This is a genomic window from Variovorax endophyticus (assembly GCF_025376855.1).
In the GTDB taxonomy this organism is placed as follows: Bacteria; Pseudomonadota; Gammaproteobacteria; order Burkholderiales; family Burkholderiaceae_C; genus Variovorax.
This window is the reverse complement of sequence record NZ_JAHUTH010000008.1, coordinates 89,627-109,545: the sequence shown is the minus strand read 5'-3', so window position 1 is coordinate 109,545 and position 19,919 is coordinate 89,627. Positions and strand designations below refer to the sequence as shown.

Annotated in this window: 22 protein-coding genes; 15 read left to right on the top strand and 7 right to left on the bottom strand. The window is 71.6% G+C overall.

The window, feature by feature from the left end; translation table 11 throughout:
- Positions 1-30: 30 nt before the first annotated feature.
- From gspM to KV106_RS12550, 6 genes are all read right to left on the bottom strand, one after another.
- Positions 31-618: a type II secretion system protein M gene (gene gspM, locus KV106_RS12575; RefSeq protein ID WP_261210594.1), complete on the bottom strand. Its 588-nt coding sequence runs from the start codon at positions 616-618 to the stop codon at positions 31-33.
- A complete protein-coding gene (gspL, locus tag KV106_RS12570) occupies positions 615-1,820 on the bottom strand; it encodes a type II secretion system protein GspL (protein ID WP_261210593.1) in 1,206 nt (401 codons plus the stop codon). Before gspL ends, gspM begins: the two co-directional genes overlap by 4 nt.
- A gap of 1 nt (position 1,821) precedes the next feature.
- Positions 1,822-2,772, bottom strand: coding sequence for a type II secretion system minor pseudopilin GspK (gene gspK, locus KV106_RS12565; protein WP_261210592.1), 951 nt, complete (start codon positions 2,770-2,772; stop codon positions 1,822-1,824).
- Positions 2,773-2,855: 83 nt separating this feature from the next.
- Positions 2,856-3,308 (bottom strand): type II secretion system major pseudopilin GspG, encoded by a 453-nt coding sequence (gene gspG / locus KV106_RS12560; RefSeq protein WP_057591894.1) that lies wholly within the window; start codon positions 3,306-3,308, stop codon positions 2,856-2,858.
- Positions 3,309-3,512: 204 nt separating this feature from the next.
- The gene (locus KV106_RS12555) at positions 3,513-4,199 is read right to left on the bottom strand and encodes a transposase (protein ID WP_057607141.1); all 687 of its coding nucleotides are present in this window, start codon (positions 4,197-4,199) and stop codon (positions 3,513-3,515) included.
- Positions 4,200-4,467: 268 nt separating this feature from the next.
- The gene (locus KV106_RS12550) at positions 4,468-4,917 is read right to left on the bottom strand and encodes a hypothetical protein (protein ID WP_261210591.1); all 450 of its coding nucleotides are present in this window, start codon (positions 4,915-4,917) and stop codon (positions 4,468-4,470) included.
- A gap of 179 nt (positions 4,918-5,096) precedes the next feature.
- Here KV106_RS12550 and KV106_RS12545 point away from each other — a divergent pair, with 179 nt between their 5' ends.
- The 8 genes from KV106_RS12545 to KV106_RS12510 all read left to right on the top strand — a co-directional run bounded on the left by KV106_RS12545 (position 5,097) and on the right by KV106_RS12510 (position 11,632).
- Positions 5,097-5,582, top strand: coding sequence for a prepilin-type N-terminal cleavage/methylation domain-containing protein (locus KV106_RS12545; RefSeq protein WP_261210590.1), 486 nt, complete (start codon positions 5,097-5,099; stop codon positions 5,580-5,582).
- A gap of 9 nt (positions 5,583-5,591) precedes the next feature.
- The gene (gene gspI, locus KV106_RS12540; protein ID WP_057591890.1) at positions 5,592-5,963 is read left to right on the top strand and encodes a type II secretion system minor pseudopilin GspI; all 372 of its coding nucleotides are present in this window, start codon (positions 5,592-5,594) and stop codon (positions 5,961-5,963) included.
- Complete coding sequence (locus tag KV106_RS12535; RefSeq protein WP_261210589.1) at positions 5,960-6,646, top strand: PulJ/GspJ family protein; 687 nt, start codon at positions 5,960-5,962, stop codon at positions 6,644-6,646. The genes gspI and KV106_RS12535 overlap by 4 nt, the downstream gene beginning before the upstream one ends.
- Before the next feature lie 94 nt (positions 6,647-6,740).
- Positions 6,741-7,664 (top strand): LysR family transcriptional regulator, encoded by a 924-nt coding sequence (locus KV106_RS12530; RefSeq protein WP_057591888.1) that lies wholly within the window; start codon positions 6,741-6,743, stop codon positions 7,662-7,664.
- 148 nt (positions 7,665-7,812) lie between these two features.
- Positions 7,813-8,772 carry a Bug family tripartite tricarboxylate transporter substrate binding protein gene (locus KV106_RS12525; RefSeq protein WP_261210588.1) on the top strand — a complete coding sequence of 320 codons (960 nt, stop codon included), beginning with the start codon at positions 7,813-7,815 and terminating at the stop codon, positions 8,770-8,772.
- An 8-nt stretch (positions 8,773-8,780) separates the two neighbouring features.
- Complete coding sequence (locus tag KV106_RS12520; RefSeq protein WP_261210587.1) at positions 8,781-9,557, top strand: alpha/beta fold hydrolase; 777 nt, start codon at positions 8,781-8,783, stop codon at positions 9,555-9,557.
- 60 nt (positions 9,558-9,617) lie between these two features.
- Positions 9,618-11,240 carry an FAD-dependent monooxygenase gene (locus KV106_RS12515; protein ID WP_261210586.1) on the top strand — a complete coding sequence of 541 codons (1,623 nt, stop codon included), beginning with the start codon at positions 9,618-9,620 and terminating at the stop codon, positions 11,238-11,240.
- Complete coding sequence (locus KV106_RS12510; RefSeq protein ID WP_261210585.1) at positions 11,237-11,632, top strand: VOC family protein; 396 nt, start codon at positions 11,237-11,239, stop codon at positions 11,630-11,632. The genes KV106_RS12515 and KV106_RS12510 overlap by 4 nt, the downstream gene beginning before the upstream one ends.
- 60 nt (positions 11,633-11,692) lie before the next feature.
- Here KV106_RS12510 and KV106_RS12505 read toward each other — a convergent pair whose 3' ends face one another.
- Entirely contained in the window at positions 11,693-12,496 is an 804-nt protein-coding gene (locus tag KV106_RS12505; RefSeq protein ID WP_057591930.1) for a GntR family transcriptional regulator, read from the bottom strand.
- A 135-nt stretch (positions 12,497-12,631) separates the two neighbouring features.
- On the opposite strand from KV106_RS12505, the gene KV106_RS12500 reads away from it, so the two are divergent.
- From KV106_RS12500 to KV106_RS12470, 7 genes are read left to right on the top strand one after another with little or no spacing between them, the layout of a single operon-like run.
- Positions 12,632-13,495, top strand: coding sequence for an isocitrate lyase/PEP mutase family protein (locus tag KV106_RS12500; RefSeq protein ID WP_261210584.1), 864 nt, complete (start codon positions 12,632-12,634; stop codon positions 13,493-13,495).
- A gap of 5 nt (positions 13,496-13,500) precedes the next feature.
- Positions 13,501-14,919, top strand: coding sequence for a 3-isopropylmalate dehydratase large subunit (locus KV106_RS12495; protein ID WP_261210583.1), 1,419 nt, complete (start codon positions 13,501-13,503; stop codon positions 14,917-14,919).
- A 2-nt stretch (positions 14,920-14,921) separates the two neighbouring features.
- Positions 14,922-15,548, top strand: a complete 627-nt coding sequence (gene leuD / locus KV106_RS12490) for a 3-isopropylmalate dehydratase small subunit (RefSeq protein WP_261210582.1) — start codon at positions 14,922-14,924, stop codon at positions 15,546-15,548.
- 19 nt (positions 15,549-15,567) lie between these two features.
- A complete protein-coding gene (locus KV106_RS12485; protein ID WP_261210581.1) occupies positions 15,568-16,551 on the top strand; it encodes a Bug family tripartite tricarboxylate transporter substrate binding protein in 984 nt (327 codons plus the stop codon).
- Positions 16,552-16,555: 4 nt separating this feature from the next.
- Positions 16,556-17,737: a 2-methylaconitate cis-trans isomerase PrpF family protein gene (locus KV106_RS12480; protein ID WP_261210580.1), complete on the top strand. Its 1,182-nt coding sequence runs from the start codon at positions 16,556-16,558 to the stop codon at positions 17,735-17,737.
- A gap of 41 nt (positions 17,738-17,778) precedes the next feature.
- Positions 17,779-18,777, top strand: a complete 999-nt coding sequence (locus KV106_RS12475) for a Bug family tripartite tricarboxylate transporter substrate binding protein (RefSeq protein ID WP_261210579.1) — start codon at positions 17,779-17,781, stop codon at positions 18,775-18,777.
- 3 nt (positions 18,778-18,780) lie between these two features.
- Positions 18,781-19,917, top strand: a complete 1,137-nt coding sequence (locus KV106_RS12470; RefSeq protein ID WP_261210578.1) for a 2-methylaconitate cis-trans isomerase PrpF family protein — start codon at positions 18,781-18,783, stop codon at positions 19,915-19,917.
- Positions 19,918-19,919 lie beyond the last annotated feature (2 nt).

Sequence of the window (19,919 nt, the reverse complement as noted above, 5' to 3'; positions counted from 1 at the left end):
GCCTCCCGATCCGCCACGCGTGGGCATGCATCATGATCCCTTCCCCGATTTCTGTTGGGGGATCAGCGTCGCCTCGACGCCGAACCCGTTTCCATCGTCCGCCGGCCCCTTGCCGTCGGATCGCTGCAGCGTGACCTGCTGCACCTTCAGTCCCAGCGGCGCCGGCGCACCGAGCAGCCAGTCGGTCGCGCGCGACGAATCGCCGCCCGTGAATACCAGCCGCAGGGTCGCATCGACTTCCCGCAATTCGTAGGCTCCGGCCAGGCCGGCGGCCTCCAGGCTGGCGCGCACGCGCTCGGCCGGTCCCAGCGACGAGTCGCCGGGCACCGCGCTCGCGTTCGTGTCGGCCAGCACCTCCTTCAGCGCCGCGGCCTGCGAGCGCAGCTTGGGCAATGCCTCGTCCCAGTGCGCGAGCGTGTCGAGCGCGGGCTTCGTGAACGCCAGCCAGACGAGCGCCGCCAGCACGACGGCCACCATCGCCGCGACCTGCAGGCGTTCGCGCGGCGAGAACCCCTGCCAGAGGCCTTGGGCACGCGCCACGAGCGGCAGCAGCAGGGCCCGGGGTCTTGCGAGCCAGGGGCGCCATGCCGTCCGCACCGCGGTCCAACGCGCGTTCATCTCGATGCCCCCGCCGCGCTGGCGGCGCGCGGCTCGACCGCGCCCGCCTGGATGCGCAGGCCGCCCGGCTCGGCCGCCAGCGCAAGGCCATGTTGCAGCGCCCTGTCCTGCAGCGACTTCATCTCGTCCGCGCTCGGCGCGGCGCCGTCACGCCATCGGACCTCGAGCCGGTCGTCGCGGAATTCCAGGCGCTGCACCTGGCCCTTCGCCTGTGTCAGCAGGCCGGTGGAAGCCCGCATCAGCGCGGCGAAGCTTCCCGCCTCGGGGCTGCCCGCGGCCGCTCCGGCGCGTCGCGCATCGCGCAACTGGCGTGCCTGCTGCAGCGGGTTGAGGATGACCGGCACTTCGGGATAGGCCGCCTTGACCTGGGCCGCCATCTGCCGCGTCAGCGTCTGGCCCTGCGCGGCGATCCGCGCGGCGTAGAGGTTGAGGCCCACGAGCCAGACTGCGAGGGCCGCCGCGGTCCAGCCGGCGAGCGGAAGCAGCCAGGGGCGTCGAGTGCCGGCCTGCGCCGCATGGCCCACGGGCAATGACCAGCGCCATCCGCCGCCGCCCATCGACTGCCCATCTTCCGCGGGCGCATCGGCCGCCAGCAGACGCAGTGGCCGCGCTTCGGGAAGATGCGGCTTCACTCTGGCCTCGATCTGCGCCGCGTCGGCGCGGCCCTGCGGAAGCGGACAGGCGATGCCCTCTTCCACGCCCGTGCGCGCGATCACCCAATCGTCGACGATCGTTGCGGCGACCGCGTCGTCGAGCCCGTCCTCGGGGGCTGGCAGGAACGCGGGAGGAGGCAGTACCGCATTCACGACCACGCCGTGGTCCTTCAGCGCCTGCACGAGCCGCGCGAGGACATGGGCGCTCATCCAGGCCACCGGCGCCCGCCCCTCGGCATTGCGCGCCCCGAAGCCCACCGCGAGATCGCCCGCCGGGCCCAGCGCCAGCAACTCGATGGCCCCGAGCACCGCGATGCGCTGGCGCCTGGGCGCGAGCGGCGGCAGCTCGACCTGCGCCATCGAGACATCGGCCGGATGCAGGCAGGCCTCGACGTGCCTGGGCTGGAAGCGGCGGGCCACCGCCGGCAGGCCGTCGAGCAGCTCGGCCTGCCAGGCACCCTCGCCCGATCTCCAGGCGCATCGCAAGGGCGAGGACTCGAGGTCCCGTGCGCGCGGCAGCATCAGCCGCAAGGCATCGACGCGCCTCATCTCATGCCCCTTCCCTCAGCCACACCACGCGCGGGAGGCTCTCCTTGTCGTCGTGCACCAGCGCCTGCATCAGCAACGTGGTGCGCGGCACCCGCAGCGCGCTCGACACGCGGAACCAATAGCTCGAGATGCCCACGCGCAGGCGGCGGCCGGCGAACTCCGGCATCTGCAGCCTGTTCGCGAAGTCCGCGCGGTTGATGAACCACTGGCCCTCGTCGCGCGTGCGCACCAGGGCCCGGGCACGATCGAGCGACAGGCCGGGAACCCAGGCCGCCAGCACCTCGGCCGTGGCCGTGTTGATGTTGATCCAGGTGCGTTGCGGCAGCACCGTGACGTAGGGCTTCAGGCGCGCGACGGTGTCGGCGCTCAGGCCCGGCGTGCCGAGCAGGTCCTCGAGCACGCGCAGGCGCGGCGCCTGTTCCCGCAGGGGCAGGTTCTCGATCCCGAGCCGTTGCGCGAGGCTCTGCGCCGCGGCAGCGTCCTCGGATGCGTGGTTCGTGGGCGGCTGTGCTTCGACCAGGCTGAAGATCACGCGCCGGGCGACGCGGCCCGCCTGCTCCGGCGACACGCCGGCCAGCGCGCACAACCGCAGGAAAGCCGTGCTCTCGGCGATGTCGATCCGGCCGGCGTCCATGAGATTGCGCAGGTTGAACTTGGCCTGCTCGTCGGCGATCTCGGTGAACACCAGCGCCGGCGCGCCTTCGAGTTCGCCGAGGTCCTCCCCGTTGACCGGCCGGCTCCAGAGACCGTCGGGCCGCGTGGCGGGATCGCGCTGGGCCTCCATGCGCAGCACGCGTTGCGCGCGGGAGATTTCGCTGCGCAGCAGCCATGACGCCTGCGCGCGGGTCTGCTCCGTCTGCGCGGCCCGGATGACCGCGCTCTGCCTGCCAAGCAGCGCCGCGGCAAGCACCGCGATCACGGCCACCACCAGCAGCACGCTGACGACGGCCATCCCCTTCGCGGGATGGCGCGGTTCGGCGCGGCAAGGTCTCTTCGCGCCCGAAGGGCGCATCGCGGGAGCACGCATGGCCGCGCCTAGAGCTGCCAGGAGCCGATGTCCGCGTTGGCCTTCTCTCCGCCGGGCTCGCCGTCCGCTCCGAGCGAGAACACGTCGATCTCGCCGTTGGTGCCGGGGTTGAGGTACTGGTACGGCTTGCCCCAGGGGTCGTTCGGAAGCCGCTCGAGGTAGTTGCGCCAGTTCGAGGGGATCTTGCCGGCGGTGGGCTTCTCCACCAGCGCGCGCAGCCCCTGGCTGGCGGACGGATATTCGCCGTTGTCGAGCCGGTAGAGCTTGAGCGCCTGCATGATCGAGCCGACGTCCTGCCGGGCCGCCGTGGCCCGCGCCTGGTCCGGGCGCGCCATCAGGTTGGGCACGATCAGCGCGGCCAGCACGCCCATGATGACCAGCACCACCATCAGCTCGATCAGCGTGAACGCCTGCTGCTGCCACGGCCTCGGGTGCTTCTGTGCGAGGTTCCCTGAAGCCATGTTGCGCTCTCCAAAATCAGTGCCGGGTAAGGCTGGAAATGATCGCAAGCCTGCGTGTCAGCTTGATGGTGCAAGTTCGGGAGGATTCGCGTCGGCGCTGGCCGGTGCGCGGCGTTCCGGCGCGCCGCATGCGGAATCCACCCGAGCATCGATCACGAATCTGTCATCTGCCGAAGGCCGTCTCGATCGCCCGCGCGATCCGCTTCAGCCGCTCAGCGTGCGTTCGTCGCGCTCGCGCGGCGCACGCTCCCGCAGGCTGGCCGGCGGCAGCCGCGGCGCGTCGTCGCGGTGCGCCATCAGCGCGTGCAGCAGGCCCCGGTTGATCTTGAATTCCTCCGTGTCCGTGCTCAGCAGGGCATCGCTGGTCAGGCAGCGGTGCACGATGTCGATCACGCGCGGATGCGCGCTTGCGATGTTGATGTCGTGGGCAAAGGCCTGAAGCTCGGGCAGCGGCTCCGAGCGCAGCATGTAGCCCACGAACCAGCGCCACAGCATGTTGTAGCGCAGCCCCTCGCACACGCCCTTCGGATCGGCCAGCGAGTAGGCGATCTGCAGCAGCCATGCGCGCGTGATCATGCGCGCGTCCATGCCGCTTCGGCACTGCAGCGTGATCTCGTTCATCAGCACGCCTTCGTAGGCCAGGATGCTGTCGATCACTTCCTTCAGCGCCACGAGCGGATGGTTCTCGGGAACGAAGGACTTCAGGTAGTCGACCTCCATCCACAGCGGATGCGACACGATCCAGACCCAGGGCACGCCATAGCGGTCGATGGGAACCGGATTCCTCCTGGCGATCTCCACGTGCCTGGAAAGCTCCTTGTCCAGTGTCTGCATCGAGACGCTCTTGACCGAATCAAGCGCGTCGTTGGATCTGGGTTTGTCTTTCTTCATTCATGTCCTCCATCCGCCTCGCACGTGGACGCGCCACGCGCCGCGCGCGCTCCGGCCACGGCACAGGCCACAACCTTCTAGACGAGTTTCGGCCCGCAAACCCGCAGCCGAAGTCTCGAATGCCTTTCGTTCCGTGACGCTCGTGTTCCGTCGAGGCGTGACATGCGCCACAACGCTGCCGCGTCCTCGCGCGAAAGCATCGCGATGCAATGCGAAAGTTCGTGCATCGTCGATGTGCGTGTCTGGCGCGAACGCCGTCCGCGCGCGCTCAAGGCTTTCGAACGATGCCCGGTGGCCCGCGCTCGGGCAGCGTCGGCGCGGCGAAGCGGGACAGCACGCCGTCGTGGCTGATCGTGACCGCATCGGATGCGATCGACGCGAGGACCACGTTGCGCAGCAGCGTCTCGCCCGCGACGAAAGCCCGGGGCGGCGCGCCGTTGATCGCGAGCACGGCCACCGCGCGCTCACGCCGGTACATGAGGCCGATCACGTTGACATCGACGCGCACCTGGCCCGGGCCGAGCCAGGCCGCCACGACCTGCGTGGCGGGGTCCGTCGGAAGCACCGTGGCCGCTTTCTCGACCGGTGCGGCGGCGGGACGCAGTTGCTGCAGCCTGTAGCCCCAGAAGCCGGCGGCCGCGACGACCGCGGCCAGTCCTGCCGCGTGCATCGCGCTCGCCGGCGGTACGGGGATCGACCATTTCCATCGTGCGTGCATCCCGCGGCTCCCTTGCGAATTCGTGTGCCGGAAGACCGCGTGCCGCGCGCTCCCGGAAAGAGAGCCAGTGATAACAGAGGCATGTTGGAGATTCATGTCAACGCCACATTCGATGCCTAGGATGGCGCGCTCACCGCAGAGGAGTTGCCGTCTTGCTTGCATGCCACGGCGGATCGCCCATGAGTACTTCCTTCCGCCAGCGCGGCCTCTCGCTGATCGAGGTGATGATCGTGATGGTCATCATCGGCATCGCGACGGCCGCGATCTCGCTCAGCGCGGCGCCCGATCCGGGCGAACCGCTGAAGCTCGACGCGCGCGAACTCGCGCTGCGCCTGAGCACGGCGCAGCACGAGGTGCGCGCCGATGGGCGGGCGGTGGCCTGGGAGGCGCGCGGCGACGGCTACCAGTTCGTGCGCGGCACCTGGACGAACGCGCCCGGCAGCGTCGTTCCCATGGTCTCGACCGCGGGCGAGCTCGATCGCTTCGCGGGCGACGAGGCACTGCGTCCCCGCCGATGGCGCGCGGGCACGGTCGAAGTGACGCCCGCATCGCCACTGCTGCTGTCCTCCGAGTGGGTCGGCGCCCCGCTCTCGCTCGAGCTGCGCAGCGGTGCCTACACGGCGACCATCGTGCGCGACGCCGCCGGCGCGTTCCGGGTGCGATGAGGCGCGGCCATGCATCGCGATGACTCCGGTTTCACGCTGATCGAGGTGCTGGTCGCGCTCGCCATCATCAGCATCGCGCTCGCGGCCTTCGTGCGGCTCACGAGCCAGACCGCCACCAACCTCGGCGAGGTCGAGCGGCGCTCGCTCGCGATGCTCTCGGCGCAGAACAGCCTGGCCGAGTTGCAGATCAGCTCGCTCCCTTCGGCCGGGCTGCGGCAGGTGGCCTGCCCGCAGGCCGGCAAGCCCTTCGTCTGCCGCGTGAGGATCGGGCCGCCGCTCGGCGATGGCACGCGTGCCGTCTCGGTCGACGTCTATCCCGGCATCGACAGCGACCGGCGGCTGGCCAGCCTGCAGTCCAGTCTGCCGGAGCGGCGGCGATGAGAAGCAGCAAACGCTCCGCACCGCGGGATGCCGTCGCGGGCTTCACCCTGATCGAGGTCATGATCGCGATCGTGATCATGGCGGTGCTCAGCCTGATCGCCTGGCGAGGCCTCGACAGCATGAGCCGCGCCAACGTGCAACTGCAGGAGCGCAGCGAGGAGACCGCGCAGCTGATGCGCGCGCTGCAGCAGCTTCAGCGCGACCTCGCGTGGCGCACCACGATCGAGCTGCCGGCTTCCGGCATGGAGGCGCAGGCCCGGGACGGCGCGCCGTCGACGGGGGCCGGCAGGCCGCAGGCCGTGGTCCGGCTGCTGCCGCCGGGCATGGAGGCGCGCCGCCCGGACCAGGGATCGCTGCTGATCGAGTTCGTGCGCGCGGCTCCGGCGGCGCCCGGGCGCTGGCAGCGCGTGCAGTGGTGGCTGCAGTCGGGCACGCTGTACCGCGCCGTGGGCGCGGCCGCCGCGGCGTACCCGCTCCCCGGGCCCGAGGCCGCGGACCGCGTCGCGGTGCTCCAGGGCCTGGTCTCGTTCGAGCTGCGGGCCTGGGAGCCCGAGCAGGGATGGCGAGCCCTGCCCGCGGCGGTGCAGGCACGTTCGCCGGCTTCCGGCCTCGAGATCGTGCTGGGCGCGCGGCGCAATGGCGGCCCGGTGCTGCATTACCGGCAGGTGGTCGCGCTCGATTGAGCCCCGCTTCGAGGCCGCGAACCTGGCGCTTCGCCGCCCAGCCGCGGCACCTTCGACAGCGCCGGCACCGCCGCCCGCTGGCTACGATAGCGCGATGGACCTCAGGCAACTCCGCTATTTCGTCGCGCTCGCGACCCAGCAGCACTACGGCAAGGCGGCGGGCATCCTGCACGTGACGCAGCCGGCGCTGAGCCGGCAGATCCGCCTGCTCGAGGAGGAACTGGGCGTCCAGCTGTTCGAGCGCCACGCGCGCGGCGCGGCGCCGACCGACGAGGCACGGCTGCTGCTCGAGAGGGCGCTGTTCCTGCTGCGCTACGTCGACCAGATCAAGTCCGACCTGCTGGCCCGGCAGCGGGAGCCTCGCGGGCCGGTCGCCATCGGGCTCTCGCCCGGTCTCGCGCAGCAGCTCACGGTGCTGCTGACCAAGGCGGTGCTCCAGTACCTTCCCGAGGTGAGGCTGCGCTTCATCGAGGGCTTCGCGCCTTCGCTGCAGACCATGCTGGCGCAGGGCGAGGTCGACATCGCGCTGCTGATCGAGCCCGTCGAGCGATCGAACCTCAGCAGCATGCCGCTGCTGAAGGAACAGATCTGCCTGATCGGCCTGCCCGACGACCAGCGCCTGCGCAAGCCGAAAGTCAAGATGCGCGATCTGGCCGGCGTGCCGCTGATCATGACCGGGCTCGTCAAGTCGGGTGTGCGGCTCGAACTCGAGGCAGCCGCCGCGCGCGCCAAGCTCGAACTTCATCGCGTGGTCGAGGTCGAGACCGCCGAGGTGGCGCGCCGGCTCGTGCTCGACGGCGTCGGGCTCACGGCCCACTTCGCGGCGGCGGTCCAGGAGGACCTGGCGGCATCGCGGCTGCGCGCCGTTCCCATCGAGGGCCTGTTCCTGCATCGCGTGCTGGCGCGCGCCGCGGACCGGCCCGCGTCGCGCGCCACCGAAGGCGTGATGGGCGTGCTGCGCATGGTGATCGAGCGGCACGTGCGCGAAGGCAAGTGGCCGCACGCGCAGCTGTCCTGAGGCGGGGCCGACCGATGCCGCTTCGTTATGAGGGCGGTCAGAAAATTCACTTGGACCCGCGCCGCGCGCGTCCCTAATCTTGCGCCGTCCGCTGCCGCCACCGCCCACCGGGTGGCGCGCCGGACTTCACAAGAACGGAGACAAGCAGATGGCATGTGATCGAAGAACATTCCTCGGGGCCGCCGCGGCCGCCACTTTCGCGCCGGCGCTGGTGCGGGCGCAGGAGCAGCCGCTTCGCATCGTGGTTCCCTTCTCGGCGGGCAGCGGCACGGACGTGACCGCGCGCGTGCTGGGCGATGCGATCGTCAAGAGCAGCGGGCGCACCGTCATCGTCGACAACAAGCCCGGCGCCGGCACGGTGCTCGGCTCGGTCGATGTGGCGCGCTCGCGCCCCGACGGCAACACCGTGCTCTACACCACGGGCGGCTACACCACCAGCGCGGTGCTGATCAAGAAGCTGCCCTTCGATCCGGTCGCGGACCTGCTACCCATCACGCGGCTGGCGCTGTCCTCGGGCTTCGCGCTGCTGGTCGGCGAGAAGTCGCCGTACCGCTCGCTCGCGGAGTTCGTGGCGGCCGCCAAGGCCAGGCCGGGCCAGCTGAGCTTCGGCTCCTCGGGCGTGGGCAACACCACGCACGTGATGGGCGTGTTCTTCGGCAAGGGCGTGGGCGTGGACCTGCTGCACGTACCGTTCAAGGGCTCGCCGACCAACGACCTGCTGGCGGGTACGGTCGACTGCGCCTTCCTCGCGCCGTCGACCGCGGGCTCGCAGATCCGCGCGGGCCGCCTGCGCGCGCTCGGGATCTCGGGCGGCCGGCGCTCGGCGCTGCTGCCCGAGGTCGCAACCTTCGCCGAGCAGGGCTTCACGGTCGAGGACATCCCGGCCTGGTCGGGCCTGCTCGGTCCCGGAAAGATGGTGCCCGACGCGGTGCATGCGCTGCACGACACCATCGTCAAGGCGGCACGCACGCCCGCGCTGATCGCCTACATGCGCGACAACGGCGACGAGCCCGACCTGATGCCGCCCGAACCGTTCAGAGCCTATGTCACGGCCGAGATCGGGCGCTACCGCCGGCTGCTGCCGCCACTCGACATCCAGATCGGCTAGGAGCTGCCATGCCCGAATTCGTCGACCTCGGCGACGTCCGCACCGCCTTCGAGGTGGCGGGGGAAGGACCGCCGCTGCTGATGCTGCATGGCGCCGAAGGCAGCCGCCGGCAGTTCGCACGCATACTGCCGGCGCTGAGCGACCGCTACACCGTGATCAGCTACGACCAGCGCGACTGCGGCGACACGTCCGGCCCCGAGCGGGCACCGACGCTGATCGATCTCGCCGACGATGCGATGCAACTGCTCGGGGCCCTCGGGCACGCGAGCGCCTTCGTGTTCGGCACCTCGTTCGGCGGCCGGGTCGCGCAGGCCTTCGCGGTGCGCCATGCGAAGGCCGTGCGCCGGCTCGTGCTGGCGAGCACCTGGCCCCTGCCCGTCTCGCTCGCGCAGGCCAATGCCGAGGTGGCGCGCGAGATCGGCGTGCTGCGCGCGCAGTTGCCCGCGAGCGCCGAGCAGCTCGCGGCGCTGTTCTTTCCCGCGCCCTTCCTGGCCGAGCATCCTGTCTTCAGGGCGCATTTCGCTTCGGCACCCGCGCGCTCCGCACGCTCCGATCGCCGCGCCGCCGTGGTCGGCGATCAGCCCGCGCTCGCGCTGTCGAAGATCGATCGGCCCACGCTGCTCGTCGCAGGCGAGCTCGACCGCGTGGTGCCGGCCGCGCTCACGCTCTCGCTGGCGCAGCACATCCGCGACACGCGCTCGGTGCTGCTGCCCGGCGTGGGCCACCTGGGCACGGCCCAGGCCCCCGAGGCGCTCGCACTGCATCTGCGCGAGTTCCTGGCGTGAACCCCGTTTTCTTTTCCATTCCCCTGTTCCGCGCCCCAGGGCGCATGGAGTCTTCGTTCGATGATTGATGTACCGGTCCTCGTCGTCGGTGGCGGTCCCGTGGGCCTCACCGCATCCCTGTATCTGTCGCTGTTCGGCATCGAGTCGCTGCTGGTCGAGCGTCATCCGGGCACCGCGATCCTTCCCAAGGCGCGGGCCCTCAATGCCCGCACCATGGAGATGTACCGCCAGATCGATCTGGAGGACGCCATCCGCGCCGTCGCCATGCCCGATCGCTTCGGCGGCACCATCCTCTGGTCCGAGAGCCTGGCCGGCCGCGAGATCAAGCGGCTGCATCCCGGGCGCGGATCGGCCGCCAACCAGGCCTTGTCGATCGCCGGCAACTGCGGCTGCTCGCAGGACATCCTCGAGCCGGTGCTGCGCCAGCGGGCCGAGACGGCCGGCGCCGGCAGGCTCCGCTTCGGCACCGCGCTGCGCGAACTGAGTTGCGACGCCGACGGCGTGACCGCCAGCATCGAGGATGCCGAGGGCCGCAGCGAACAGGTGCGCGCGCGCTACCTGATCGCCGCCGACGGCTCGCAGAGCCGCATCCGGCAGCAGCTCGGGATCGGCCGGCGCGGCGAAGCCGATGTCTACGACAGCATCAACATCCATCTGCGTGCCGACCTCACGCCGTGGATCGCGGAGCGCCCGGCGGCGCTGTACCTGATCGAGCAGCCGGAATTGCGCGGCACCTTCCTGACGATCAACGGCAGCGACCGCTGGGGCTTCCTGGTCACCTCGCTGTCGCACTACGGCTTCACGCCCGAGCAGTTCACGCCCGCGTTCAGCACCGAGATCGTGCGCCGTGCGGTGGGTGTAGCCGACCTCGCCGTCGAGGTCCTCGGCGTCAGCGCCTGGAAGGCTTCCGCGATGGTGGCCGAGCGCTACCGCGCGGGGCCGGTGTTCCTGGCCGGCGATGCCGCGCACGAGATGCCGCCGACCGGTGGCTTCGGCCTCAACACCGGCGTGCAGGATGCGCAGAACCTCGCATGGAAGCTGGCTGCGGTGCTGCGCGGCGAGGCCGGCGACGCGCTGCTCGACAGCTACGATGCCGAGCGCCGCCCGGTCGGCGAGGCCGTCACCCACACCAGCCTGCTCAACGCGCTGTCGATGGGGCGCACGGCGCGGCAGACCGAGGCCGTGCTGCCGCGCAAGGAGTTCCTCAACGAGATCGGCCTGGTGTTCGGCGCGCGCTACGCATCGCGCGCGGTCGTGTCGCAGGAAGAGCCCGCGCCGGTCGCGGACGCGATCGAGGCCTATGTGCCGAGCGCCGCGCCCGGCTGCCGCGCGCCGCATGTCGCGCTGCGCAAGGCTTCGCGGAAGCTTTCGACCACCGACCTGCTGGGCCGCGGCTTCGTGCTGCTCACCGCGCCCGCGGGCTCGGCCTGGCGGGCCGCCGCGGACCGGCTCGAAGGGCCTCGCGTCACCAACGCCGTCATCGGCGACGAGATTCGCGAGGAGGACGGTGGCGACTGGCTCGCGGCCTATGGCCTGCGCGAGGACGGCGCGGTCCTCGTGCGGCCCGACGGCCATGTGGCCTGGCGCTCGCCATCGGGCGCCGACGACCCGAAGGCCGTGCTGCAGGAGGTCATGAACGCCATCCTGTGCCGCGGCGCGGCGGCGCCCGGGAGCGCCGCATGAGCATGGAAGTCAGCGCCATCCATCACTTCACGGTCGGCTGCGCTGTCGAGGACCTGCCCGCGCTGCGCGACTTCTACGTGGGCACGCTGGGGCTGAAGGAGGGGCACCGCCCCGCGCTGCGTCATCCGGGCTACTGGCTGTATGCCGACGGGCACGCGATCGTGCATCTCAACGCGCTGCGGACGGTGTCGCCGCCGCGGGAGTGCGGCCCCTTCGATCACGTGGCCCTGAAGGCGCGCGGCCTCGAAGCCACGCGGCAGGCGCTGCGCGCGGCGAAGGTGCCCTTCAGCGAAACGCCGCTGACCGGGACTTCGCTGCACCAGGTCCTCCTCAGCGATCCGCTCGGGCTCAAGGTCGAGTTGAATTTCGATCTGGATCTCGAGGCCGGGTAGCCCGCTCCCGGCCATCGGCCTCCTGCCTGCGGGCGCCGCAGGCAGGGTTCGAACATGGGCTCAGCCCTCAGGCAACTCCAGGTCATGCACGATCTGCCCCGCCCCCATCGTGTTCACCGCCTCCGCCGGCACCTCCATCAGCACGCGGCTGCGCTCGCCCGTGAAATGGATGGTGATGTGCTGCACCGGCCGCTTGCGGCGGTCGTGCAGCAGCCGCACCAGGCGCACCAGCGGCGCGCCGAGGTCCACGCGCAAAAGGCCGGCGAGCACGGGGTCGGCCGCGACGGCGGTCACCTCCTGGATCACGCGACCGAACTTGATGCCCTCGGCCATCAGGATCTCGAACAGGGCGCGCTTCTGCAATTCGGTTGCGGTCACGTTGCGCCCCACCTCCTGTGGCACCCAGGCATCGGTGACCATCATCGGCGTACCGTGCGCCGAACGCAGCCGCACCGCATGAACCGCGACGGCACCCGCCTCCAGCTGCAACTGCTGCGCCACCGTCGCCGGCGCCGGCGCGGTCTCGACCTTGAGCACGGTCACTTCGGTCTCGCGCGCCTGCCGGCCCAGCGATTCGATCAGGCCGAACGAGGGCTGCGGGCGCTGCGCGCGCGGCACGGCGCGCACGAAGGTGCCGCGGCCCGGCCGCTTCTCGACCAGCCCCAGGTGCTCCAGGTCCGACACGGCGCGCCGCACGGTGATTCGCGAGACGTCGAACTGGGCGCACAGCGCGTCCTCGGCCGGGATGAGTTCGCCCACGCCGTAGGCGCCCCGGGCGATCTGGTCGCGCAGCACCATGAAGAGCTGCCGGTGCAGCGCGGTGCCGGGTTCGCGGCGCAGTTGGGAAGGGTTCGGTGTGTCCATGGAGAGCAGTGCTTCGGCCGCGCGGGCCGCCCGCGCGTTCGGCCGATTGTGCCCGCCCATTCAGGCATACCCTAACAACGTCGAAAGGTTATAGCATTATGATGTCATCACTAAATCACTTCGACGCCTTGTTCCATGACCACCGCCCACGACCTGCGCCAGCTGCTCTCCCGTCCCGAACTCGTCGTCGCCCCTGGCGCCTATGACGGCATGACCGCGAAGATGGTCGAGGCGGCCGGCTTCGCCTGCGTCTACATGACCGGCGCCGGCGCCTCGGCGGCGCGCGGCTTTCCCGACTACGGCCTGCTGTCGATGAACGAGATGGCCGAGGCCGCTGGCGTGCTGGCGCGCTCGGTCGGCGTGCCGGTCATCGCCGATGCCGACACCGGCTACGGCAACGAGCTCAACGTGACGCGCACCGTGCGCGAGTACGAGATGCGCGGGGTGGCCGGGCTGCACATCGAGGACCAGGTGGCGCCCAAGCGCTGCGGCCACCTCGACGGCAAGGAGGTGATTCCGCGCGACCAGTTCGTCGCCAAGATCCGCGCCGCCCTCGCCGCCCGGCACGACCCGGCCTTCCTGGTGATCGCGCGCACCGATGCGCGCGCGATGCTCGGGCTCGACGAGGCGGTGGAACGCGCGCGCGAGGCGCTGGCCGCCGGTGCCGACATGGTGTTCGTCGAGGCCGCGCAGTCGATGGAGGAACTGGCCGCGATCCCGCGGCGGGTCGAGGGCCCGTGCCTGCTCAACATCGTGCGCGGTGGCAAGACGCCCGACCTCGACCTCGCGACGGCGCAGCAGATGGGCTATCGCCTCGCGATCCTGCCGAGCCTGCTGATCGGCGCCGCGGCCTCGGCCTGCGAACAGGCGCTGTCGGCCCTGCGCAGCACGGGCCAGCCGCCGAGCTCGGCGCATGCGCCCGGCGTGGCCGAACGCTTCCGGCGCCTGGGCGCCGCGGAGTGGGATGCGCTGCGCACGCGCTTCCAGGCGGCGGAATGACGGCCATGACGACACCCTCCGCCACCGCGCCGCGCACGCTGTTCGACAAGGTCTGGGACGCGCATGTGGTCCAGCCCCTGCCCGACGGCTGGGACCTGCTGCACATCGACCGCCACCTGCTGCACGACCTCTCGGGCACCGCCGGCCTGCGCGAGCTGGCCGAGCGCGGCCTGCCGGTGCGCAATCCCGAGCTGGCCTTCGCCACGCCCGACCATGCCGTCTCGAGCGCGCCGGGCCGCACCGGCCAGAGCTTCGCGGGCGGCGTGCATCTGTACCAGGGCCTCAAGCTGCTGACGCGCAGCGCCGGCATCCGCCTGTTCGACCTGGGCCAGCCCGGCCAGGGCATCGTGCATGTGATGGGACCGGAACTCGGCATCGTGCAGCCCGGCATGACGCTGATCTGCGGCGACAGCCACACCTGCACCAATGGCGCCCTCGGTGCGATCGCCTTCGGCGTGGGTTCGTCCGAGGTCACGCATGCGCTCGCGAGCCAGACGCTGGTGCTGCGCCGGCCGCGCACCCTGCGCGTGCACTTCGACGGACTGCCTGGTGCCGGCGTAGGCGCCAAGGACCTCGCGCTCGCGATGATCGCGCGGCTCGGTGCCAGCGCGGGCACGGGTTTCGCGGTGGAGTACGCCGGCGAGGCGGTGCGTGCGATGGAGATCGAGCAGCGCATGACGCTGTGCAATCTCTCGATCGAACTGGGCGCGCGCATCGGCATGGTGGCGCCCGACGCGAAGACCGAGGCCTATCTGCGCGGACGCGACTTCGCGCCGCCCGAGGCGCGCTTCGCCGAAGCGGCTGCGTATTGGCGCGGCCTTCCGAGCGACCCCGGTGCGGTCTACGCGCGCGAAGCGCGGGTCGACGCGAGCGCCGTGGCGCCCACGCTGACCTGGGGCACGAGCCCGGAGCATGCGATCGCCATCGACGCGCGCATCCCCGATCCCGCCGATGCCACCGACGCCGCGCAGCGCCAGGCCTGGCAGGGCGCGCTCGACTACATGGGGCTCGCGGCCGGTGCGCCGCTGCAGGGCCAGCGCGTGGATCGCGTGTTCATCGGCTCGTGCACCAACTCCCGGCTCTCGGACCTGCGCGAGGCAGCGGCGCTGCTGCGCGGCCGTCGCGTGGCCTCGCATGTGCGGGCCTGGGTGGTACCGGGCTCGGAGAACGTCAAGCGCGCGGCCGAGCGCGAAGGCCTGGACCGGCTGTTCCGCGAAGCCGGCTTCGAATGGCGCGAGCCCGGTTGCAGCATGTGCGTGGCCGCCAACGGCGAGCAGGCCGCACCGGGCGAGCGCGTGGTCTCGACCTCGAACCGCAACTTCGTCGGCCGCCAGGGCCCGGGCGCGCGCACGCACCTCGCCAGCCCTGCCAGCGCCGTCGCGGCCGCGCTGGCCGGTGCCATCGCCGATCCACGGAGCCTCTGAGCATGCAGCCCTTCACCCTCCTGCGCGGCGCCGCGGCGCCGCTGGCCATCGACAACGTCGACACCGACCTGATCGTGCGCATCGAACGCCTCACCAGCCTCGCGCGCGGCGCGCTCGGCCCCTGGGCCTTCGAGGCGCTGCGCTTTCGCGCCGACGGCAGCGAAGACCCGGACTGCGTGCTCAACCAGCCGCGCTGGCGCGAGGCCCCGATCCTGGTTGCCGGCCGCAACTTCGGCTGCGGATCGTCGCGCGAGGGCGCCGTGTGGGCGCTGCTGGCGCGCGGCATCCGCTGCGTGATCGCCGAGAGCTTCGGCGACATCTTCCATGCCAACTGCTTCCAGAGCGGCGTGCTGCCGATCCGCCTCGCGCCCTCCGAGCTGGCGCGCGCCCATGCGGCCTGCACCGCCGAGGGGCCGTGGCAGGTCGACCTGCGCACGCAACGCATCGCGCTGCCCGATGGCGGCGAGCTGCCCTTCGAGGTCGACCCGCTGCGCCGCGAGGCCCTGCTCGAAGGGCTGGACGACATCGGCCGCACGCTCAAGCTGCGCGGTGCCGTCGATGCCTGGCAGGCGCGCGACCGCGCGGCCCGCCCCTGGGCCTGGCCGGCGGCTGCCGTGCCGCAATCCTGACCACCGGAGACCGCCTCTCATGTTCGACACATCCCTTCGCTCGCTGTCGCGCCGCTGGCTGCCCGCGCTCTGCGCGGCCTGCGGCCTCGGCGCCGCCACGGCCCAGGCCCAGACCGCCTGGGCGCCGCAACGCCCGGTCACGCTGGTCGTGCCCTACAACCCCGGCGGCGGCACCGACGCCACCGCACGTGCCGTCGCGAGCCGGCTGTCGGTGCTGTGGAAGCAGCCGGTGCTGGTCGAGAACCTCGGCGGCGCCGACGGCCTGATCGGCACCCGGCGCGTGATCGAGGCCGCGCCCGACGGCTACACGCTGCTGTTCCAGGTGCCTTCGCTGCTGCTGATGAAGTACCAGCGCAGCCTCAAGGCGATCGACCCCGTGACCCGGCTCACGCCCGTGACCGCGGTGGCCACCTCGCCGACGGCGCTGGTGATGACCGCCACCCTGCCTTTCAAGACCCTGCCCGAACTCATCGCCCATTGCCGCACCAGGCCCTGCAACGCGGGCAGCGGCGAGAACAGCTCCAAGGTGCGGGCGCAGAAGTTCGCGGCCGATTACCAGCTGCGCGACCTCGCGGTCGTCAACTACAAGGGCACCTCGCCGATCGTGGGCGACCTGGTCTCGGGCAACCTCACGATGGCCTTCACGGGCATCACGGCCGCGATGCCGCTGCACAAGGCCGGGCGCGTTCGCATCCTCGTGACCAACGGCGAACGGCGCGCGCAGGCCCTGCCCGAGGTGCCGACCAGTCTCGAGGCCGGCTGGCCCGACTCCTATTCGGTGACCTGGTACGGCGTGTTCGCGCCCAAGGGAACGCCGGCCGCGATCGCGCGCGCCATCGCCGATGCCACGCGCGAAGCCGGCAAGGACGCCCATGTGCGCGAGGCGCTGGCGGTCGCGGGGGCGGAACCGGCCTTCACGAGCCCGGCCGCCTTCGAAACCATGATCCGCGAGGACGATGCGCGCCTCGCTGCGCTGGTCAAGCGCTTCCCGCTCGAGGACTGAGGCGATGCAAGTCATGGGCGAACAGGTCGGCGTGGCGTGCACCGTGCTGCGCGGCGGCACCAGCAAGGGCCTCTACTTCAACGCCGCCGACCTGCCGCCCGCGGGCGCGCGGCGCGACCGCCTGCTGATGGCGCTGCTCGGCGCGCACGACCTGCTGCAGATCGACGGCCTCGGCGGCTCGCGGCTGGTCACGGCCAAGCTCGCGATCGTCGGGCCGCCCACGCATCCCGAGGCCGACGTGGACTACACCTACGGCATCGTGCCGCCGGGCGAGGGCCGCGTGGTCTTCACGAGCAACTGCGGCAACATCTCGGCGGGCGTGGGGCCGTTCGCGATCGATGCGGGGCTGGTGCCCGCCGAAGGCCCCGTGGCGCGCGTGCGCATCCACAACACGAACACCGGCAAGCTGCTGGTGGCGCACGTGCCCGTGGCCGATGGCCATGCGCGCGTGCGCGGCGACTTCGCGATTCCCGGCGTGCCCGGCACCGGCGCGCGGATCTTCATGGACTACCGCGCCACCATCGGCGCCAAGACCGGCCGCGGCATGCCCACGGGCCGCGCGCGCGACGAGATCGCGCTCGACGATGGGCGGCGCTTCGAGGTCAGCCTCTGCGACGTCGGCAATCCCTGCGTCTTCGTCGCGGCCGATGCCCTGGGTCTCTCGGGCACCGAGCTGCCGAACGCGATCGATGCCGATGCCGCGCTGCTGTCGACCTTGAAGGCCCTGCGTGCGCGCGCGGCCGCCCTGCTCGGCCTGTGCGACCACTGGCGCGAGGCCGACAGCGTGTCGCCCGCGCTGCCGCTGGTCGTGATCGTCGCGCCGCCCACCGCCTATGCCGATGCGCAGGGCCGCGCCGTGACGGCCGCGCAGGTCGACCTGTGCGCGCGGCTGGTGTTCTACGGCCGCTGCCACGAGAGCATGGCGGGCACGGGCGCGATCTGCACCGCGGCCTGCGCGAGCGTCGAGGGCTCGGTGGTGCATGCGGCGGCACGCTGCGCCAGCGAACGCGTCGTGCCCGACAGCCTGCACATCGGCCATCCGCTCGGCGCGATGCGTGTCGACGTGCAGGGGCGCTGCGAGGCTTCGCGGCCATTGGCCTTCGAGGCGCTGGGCTTCGCACGCACGGCGCGCCGCCTGATGGACGGCACGGCCTGGGTGCCGCGGTCGGTGCTGGACCCGGCCTGAGCCCTCGTCGATTCCCCCAACAACATTCCAAAGGAGACTTCATGCAACCCGATTCCTCCCGCCGCCGCTTCCTCGGGCAGTGCGCGGCCGCGGCCACCGCCGCCTCGCTTGCTCCCTCGTTCGCATGGGCGCAGGGCGACACCTATCCCTCGCGGCCGATCCGCATCGTCGTCGGCTACCCACCCGGACAGACCGTGGACACCGGCGCGCGCGCCCTGTCGATCGCGCTCGCGGACATCCTCGGCAAGCCGGTGTTCGTCGACAACAAGGCAGGTGCCAACGGCATCCTCGGCGCGCAGGACGTGCGCAACGCGGCACCCGACGGCTACACGCTGCTGCTGGGCACCTCGGGCCAGCTGGCGATCAATCCCTCGATCTATGCCAAGCCCGGCTACGACCCGGTCAAGGACTTCGCGCCCGTCATGCTCAACGGCGTGGGCCGGCTCTACGTGGTGGTGCCCGCCGCGTCGCCGTTCAACACGCTGGCCGACCTCGTGGCCTATGCCAAGGCCCATCCGGGCAAGCTCAACTACGGATCGGGCGGGCGCGGCATCACGGCCAACCTCGCGATGGAGATGCTCAAGAAGGCGGCCGGCGCCGACATCGTGCACGTGCCCTACAAGGGCTCGTCGGCCGCGCTCACCGACCTCATCGGCAGCCAGATCGACGTGATGATGGACGCGGGCGGGCTGGTACTGCCGCAGGTACGCCAGGGCAAGCTCAAGGTGCTGGGCGTGTCGAGCAAGGGCCGCTACAAGGAGCTGCCGCAGGTTCCCACCATCGCCGAGCAGGGCTATCCGGGCTTCGAGGTCGCGTCGTGGACCGCCGTGCTGGCCCCGGCCGCCACGCCGCCCGCCGTGGTCGAGAAGCTCAACAAGGCGCTGCTCCAGGCGCAGCGCCGCCCCGACGTGATCCGCTCGGCCGAGACCTCGGGCAGCGAGCTCGAGGGCGGGTCGCCCGAGCAGCTCAAGGCCTTCCTGGTGGCCGAGAACCGCAAGTGGGGCGAGGCCGCGCGCGCCGCTGGTGTCACACCGGAGTAGGCCATGGTGCATGACGACTCCAGCACCTTCGGCGAACAGCATGGCGTGCCCTGCGTGCTGATGCGCGGCGGCACCAGCAAGGCGCTGTTCTTCCACCTGCGCCACGTGCCGCCGCCGGGCCCGGCGCGCGACGCCTTCCTCAAGCGCGCCATGGGCACGCCCGACCCGCTGCAGATTGACGGCATGGGCGGCTCGCGGCTGGTCACCTCCAAGGTGGCGCTGATCGGTCCGTCGACGCGGCCCGATGCCGATGTCGACTACACCTTCGCGCAGTGCGACGTGGAGCGCGACCTGATCGGCTACGACGCCAACTGCGGCAACATCTCCTCGGCCGTGGGGCCGTTCGCGGTCGACGAGGGGCTGGTCGAGGCGGTCGAGCCGCTGACCGTGGTGCGCATCCACAACACGAACACGGGCACCGTGCTGGTCGCGCGCGTGCAGGTGCGCGACGGCAAGGCGCGCGTGACGGGCGACTGCGCCATCGCGGGCGTGCCGGGCACCGGGGCCGAGATCCTCATGGACTACACCGACACGCTCGGTGCCAAGACGGGCCGCCTGTTACCGACAGGCCAGCCGGTCGATGCGATCGCGCTGGAGGACGGACGCGAGGTGCGGGTCTCGATCGTCGATGCGGCCACGCCCTGCGTCTTCATCGCGGCCGAGTCGCTCGGGCTCCACGGCGACGAGATGCCGCCCGCGATCGGCGGCGACCGCGCGCTCATCGAGACCATCGGCGAGATCCAGGCCAGGGCCGGCGAGCGCATCGGGCTCTACGCGCATTGGCGCGACGTGCATCTGCCGGGTCTGCCGCTGGCCGTGATCGTGGCGCCGGCCGGGTGCGAGGACAGCGACCTGCGCGCGCGCCTCGTGTTCCTCGGCAAGTGCCACGACAGCATGGCGGGCACGGGGTCGATCTGCACCGCGGCGGCCTCGCGCGTTCCGGGCACGCTGGTCCATGCGGCCGCGGGCGACCGACTGCGTGGCGAGGTGCTGCGCATCGGTCATCCGCTGGGCGTGATGGCGGTCAAGGTCGTCGCGCAGCCCGGTGCGGCGCAGCCGCGGTTCACGGCGCTGGGCCTTCAGCGCACGGCGCGGCGCTTGATGGAGGGCGTGGTCTACGTGCCGGCCGAAACGGCGTGAAC

What these genes read in the sequence shown, in the direction of transcription:
- gspM (WP_261210594.1), bottom strand. Translation starts at nt 618, where the DNA reads ATGAACGCGCGTTGGACCGCGGTGCGGACGGCATGGCGCCCCTGGCTC.
- KV106_RS12525 (WP_261210588.1), top strand. Translation starts at nt 7,813, where the DNA reads ATGGCATGTGATCGAAGAACATTCCTCGGGGCCGCCGCGGCCGCCACT.
- gspK (WP_261210592.1), bottom strand. Translation starts at nt 2,772, where the DNA reads ATGGCCGTCGTCAGCGTGCTGCTGGTGGTGGCCGTGATCGCGGTGCTT.
- leuD (WP_261210582.1), top strand. Translation starts at nt 14,922, where the DNA reads ATGCAGCCCTTCACCCTCCTGCGCGGCGCCGCGGCGCCGCTGGCCATC.
- KV106_RS12545 (WP_261210590.1), top strand. Translation starts at nt 5,097, where the DNA reads ATGAGTACTTCCTTCCGCCAGCGCGGCCTCTCGCTGATCGAGGTGATG.
- KV106_RS12535 (WP_261210589.1), top strand. Translation starts at nt 5,960, where the DNA reads ATGAGAAGCAGCAAACGCTCCGCACCGCGGGATGCCGTCGCGGGCTTC.
- gspG (WP_057591894.1), bottom strand. Translation starts at nt 3,308, where the DNA reads ATGGCTTCAGGGAACCTCGCACAGAAGCACCCGAGGCCGTGGCAGCAG.
- KV106_RS12475 (WP_261210579.1), top strand. Translation starts at nt 17,779, where the DNA reads ATGCAACCCGATTCCTCCCGCCGCCGCTTCCTCGGGCAGTGCGCGGCC.
- KV106_RS12555 (WP_057607141.1), bottom strand. Translation starts at nt 4,199, where the DNA reads ATGAAGAAAGACAAACCCAGATCCAACGACGCGCTTGATTCGGTCAAG.
- KV106_RS12530 (WP_057591888.1), top strand. Translation starts at nt 6,741, where the DNA reads ATGGACCTCAGGCAACTCCGCTATTTCGTCGCGCTCGCGACCCAGCAG.
- KV106_RS12510 (WP_261210585.1), top strand. Translation starts at nt 11,237, where the DNA reads ATGAGCATGGAAGTCAGCGCCATCCATCACTTCACGGTCGGCTGCGCT.
- KV106_RS12550 (WP_261210591.1), bottom strand. Translation starts at nt 4,917, where the DNA reads ATGCACGCACGATGGAAATGGTCGATCCCCGTACCGCCGGCGAGCGCG.
- gspL (WP_261210593.1), bottom strand. Translation starts at nt 1,820, where the DNA reads ATGAGGCGCGTCGATGCCTTGCGGCTGATGCTGCCGCGCGCACGGGAC.
- KV106_RS12505 (WP_057591930.1), bottom strand. Translation starts at nt 12,496, where the DNA reads ATGGACACACCGAACCCTTCCCAACTGCGCCGCGAACCCGGCACCGCG.
- gspI (WP_057591890.1), top strand. Translation starts at nt 5,592, where the DNA reads ATGCATCGCGATGACTCCGGTTTCACGCTGATCGAGGTGCTGGTCGCG.
- KV106_RS12470 (WP_261210578.1), top strand. Translation starts at nt 18,781, where the DNA reads ATGGTGCATGACGACTCCAGCACCTTCGGCGAACAGCATGGCGTGCCC.
- KV106_RS12480 (WP_261210580.1), top strand. Translation starts at nt 16,556, where the DNA reads ATGCAAGTCATGGGCGAACAGGTCGGCGTGGCGTGCACCGTGCTGCGC.
- KV106_RS12485 (WP_261210581.1), top strand. Translation starts at nt 15,568, where the DNA reads ATGTTCGACACATCCCTTCGCTCGCTGTCGCGCCGCTGGCTGCCCGCG.
- KV106_RS12515 (WP_261210586.1), top strand. Translation starts at nt 9,618, where the DNA reads ATGATTGATGTACCGGTCCTCGTCGTCGGTGGCGGTCCCGTGGGCCTC.
- KV106_RS12495 (WP_261210583.1), top strand. Translation starts at nt 13,501, where the DNA reads ATGACGACACCCTCCGCCACCGCGCCGCGCACGCTGTTCGACAAGGTC.
- KV106_RS12520 (WP_261210587.1), top strand. Translation starts at nt 8,781, where the DNA reads ATGCCCGAATTCGTCGACCTCGGCGACGTCCGCACCGCCTTCGAGGTG.
- KV106_RS12500 (WP_261210584.1), top strand. Translation starts at nt 12,632, where the DNA reads ATGACCACCGCCCACGACCTGCGCCAGCTGCTCTCCCGTCCCGAACTC.